The 3,041-nt window shown below is 44.8% G+C and carries 3 protein-coding genes; all 3 read right to left on the reverse strand.

The genetic code is table 11. The features are described from left to right. Positions 1-115: 115 nt before the first annotated feature. A complete protein-coding gene (locus tag I2503_RS09110) occupies positions 116-940 on the reverse strand; it encodes an exodeoxyribonuclease III (RefSeq protein WP_196967750.1) in 825 nt (274 codons plus the stop codon). A 108-nt stretch (positions 941-1,048) separates the two neighbouring features. Then, positions 1,049-2,326 (reverse strand): serine--tRNA ligase, encoded by a 1,278-nt coding sequence (gene serS / locus I2503_RS09115; protein ID WP_196967751.1) that lies wholly within the window; start codon positions 2,324-2,326, stop codon positions 1,049-1,051. 211 nt (positions 2,327-2,537) lie between these two features. Continuing rightward, on the reverse strand, positions 2,538-2,912 hold the full coding sequence (locus I2503_RS09120) for a DUF956 family protein (RefSeq protein WP_196967752.1): 375 nt from the start codon (positions 2,910-2,912) through the stop codon (positions 2,538-2,540). Positions 2,913-3,041 lie beyond the last annotated feature (129 nt).

Raw genomic sequence — 3,041 nt, forward strand, 5'->3', positions numbered from 1 at the left:
CGGCTTGGATACGTTTATGAAAAGAAGCTAGTGATTTATCTTTTAGGGCTGTTTCTAATTCGTTAATGTGTTCTGGTGTAAAAATCATAATACTATTATATTTCAGATTTTGAAACTAATCAAGTATTAAAAGTATAGGAGTATGGTCCTGGCGAGCACCAGAGTCAATCATGCTGGATTCTTGCACCTTATCCGCAAGACGATTGCTAACCAACCAGTAGTCAATTCTCCAGCCGGTGTTATTGATTTTGCTGGTTCGACTGCGTTGAGCCCACCAGGTATAGTGATCTGGAATCATTCCATGGAGGTGACGGAAGGTATCTGTGAAACCTTTGGCCAAGAGATTGGTGAATCCTTGGCGTTCCTCGTCTGTAAAGCCTGGGGAACGGCGGTTAGAGGCAGGGTTAGCCAAGTCGATCTCGTTGTGGGCTACATTGTAGTCACCGGTTGCTAGAACAGGTTTGTTTTTGTCTAGGCTTGCTAGGTAGTCAGCGTAGCAGGCATCCCAGACTTGGCGTTCTGCCAAGCGTTTAAGGCCATCTCCTGCATTGGGGGTGTAGACCTGTGTCACATAGAACTCTGGGAATTCAAGTGTGATAATCCGGCCCTCTAAGTCCATGGTAGAAGGAGCACCGATTTCTGGATAGCTGATGACAGGATCCAGTCCTTTTTTATAGAGGAACATGGTTCCAGCATATCCTTTACGAGCTGGTTCAACAGAAGAACGCCAGGTATTTTCATAATCTGGGAAAAGGTCAGCCAAAATTTCTAAATGTTTTTTGGTAGGTCCCTTGGCAGACAATTTAGTTTCCTGAATGGCAATGATATCAGCATCTTCATCGACTAGGGTTTGCAAAACTGCTTGTGACAATTGAGCCCGAGCTGAGTCAGAAGTCAGAGCGGCGTTCAATGAATCAATATTCCATGAAATGAGTTTCATAATCTATCCTTACTATTTTTTCAATTGTTATCATTATACCAAAGAAAGAGCTGGAATTTGTCTAATGGAGATTGAAAAAGCTGGGCTTTCGCCCAGCTAACAGCTTCTTTACGGAACTTCAATTTTTTCAACACCACCCATGTAAGGACGGAGAACTTCAGGGATTGTCACAGAGCCATCTTCGTTTTGGTAATTTTCCAAGATAGCAGCAACAGTCCGACCCACGGCCAGTCCTGATCCATTCAGCGTATGGACATGTTTTACCTTACCGTCTGCTTCATCCCGGTAACGGATTTGTGCCCGGCGTGCTTGGAAGTCTTCGGTGTTGGAGCAGCTTGAGATTTCACGGTAAGTGTTTTGCGCTGGAATCCAAACTTCCAAGTCATACGTTTTTGCAGCTGAGAAGCCCATATCTCCAGTTGAGAGGGTCAAGACACGGTAGGCCAAGCCAAGTTTTTGGAGGATTGACTCGGCGTTTTGAGTCATTTTTTCCAATTCTTGGTAAGATTCTTCCGGTTTGGCAAATTTAACCATTTCGACCTTATGGAATTGGTGCAAGCGGATCAAACCACGGGTGTCGCGTCCTGCTGAACCGGCTTCAGAACGGAAAGATGGACTCATGGCAGTGAAGTAGATTGGTAGGTCTTTGGCTTCCAAGATTTCCCCACGGTAGTAGTTGGTAAGGGGAACTTCCGCAGTTGGAATGAGGACATAGTTGGTATCTGCCAATTCAAAGGTATCCTCTTTGAATTTTGGATATTGACCGGTTCCAAACATAGAATCGTGGTTGACCATATAAGGTGGAATCACTTCAGTGTAGCCTTCTGCCAAGTGCTCGTCCAACATGAAGTTGTAAAGTGCGCGCTCCAAACGTGCTCCGAGTCCTTTGTAGAAAAGGAAACGAGCTCCAGTCACTTTCCCACCACGTTCCCAGTCTAAAATGCCTAGATCTTCTCCCAGGTCCCAGTGAGCTTTGGGCTCAAAGTCAAATTCAGGCACTTGACCCCAGCGACGAATTTCCACATTGTCTTCTTCATCTTCCCCAACTGGAACAGACTCATGTGGAAGGTTGGGAAGGGTTACTAGAATGCCCTGAAGTTCCTGGTCAATGGTTGCTAAGCGGGCATCCAATTCTTTGATTTCGGCAGACAAAGCTTGCATGGCTGCAATCTTGTCATCCGCATTTTCTTTGTTGCGTTTGGCTTGGGCAATTTCTGCAGAGACGGTATTGCGTTTGGCTTTTTCTTCTTCAACCTGAACCAAGAGTTCCCGACGTTGCTCGTCTAACTCTTTCATCTTATCTAAGATAGCAGCGTCGACTCCACGTGTGGCCAATTTTGCCTGAGCTGCGGCAAAGTCATTGCGAACCTGTTTTAAATCTAACATAGAAACCTCCTCTAATGAAAAAACACACGAATGCTGGTGTTGGAGCGTCGAAACGCGGTTCCATCCAACTTCACATCGTGTGCCTTGATTCCTTATCTAAACTGTATCCAACGGTAGAATTTCGTCCTTCCCTTCTATCTGCTTGCAGCAACCGCAGACTCTCTAAAAGAAGAAATAAGACTACTTGTCCGTTTGTTTCATTATATCCAAACTAGCCCTTTTTGGCAAGCGCTTGCTGAATTTTTTTCCAGGTCAATTGGACCAAGGTCGGTAGGCGAACGACTTTCTCGTCCCCGAGGTGTTGGCGAGCGATTTTGAGGATCCGGCCGGAGTCTGGGGAAGAGAAGCGGAAATTTCCTAAATCTGTCTTGACTTCAAAATGCCGACTCACCTTTCCACGACTAACATTAGCTCCAATGCTTTGGATATTTTCCCAAGGCATTTGAATAAAATCTTGCACATTCCGATCGCTATAGAATTCAAGGGCTTTATCACCAACCAAAAAATTTCCGACCTGCCCGCCGACTCCGAGATAGGATTGGCCTCTGGTTTGGAATTCAACGCTTGTATTAAGGGATTGAACCATATTTCCTCCTCGTAATATAAGTTTAGAGGGTTATTAAAACCCAGTTTGAACAATAATTGTATAAATACTTGACTATTGCAATGTTTCCCAGAACAATAGAGTTATGGAAAGGACTCATGGTTGTTTCTT

The organism is Streptococcus sp. NLN64, assembly GCF_015831295.1.
Taxonomy (GTDB): domain Bacteria; phylum Bacillota; class Bacilli; order Lactobacillales; family Streptococcaceae; genus Streptococcus.

What these genes read in the sequence shown, in the direction of transcription:
- I2503_RS09120 (WP_196967752.1), bottom strand. Translation starts at nt 2,912, where the DNA reads ATGGTTCAATCCCTTAATACAAGCGTTGAATTCCAAACCAGAGGCCAA.
- I2503_RS09110 (WP_196967750.1), bottom strand. Translation starts at nt 940, where the DNA reads ATGAAACTCATTTCATGGAATATTGATTCATTGAACGCCGCTCTGACT.
- serS (WP_196967751.1), bottom strand. Translation starts at nt 2,326, where the DNA reads ATGTTAGATTTAAAACAGGTTCGCAATGACTTTGCCGCAGCTCAGGCA.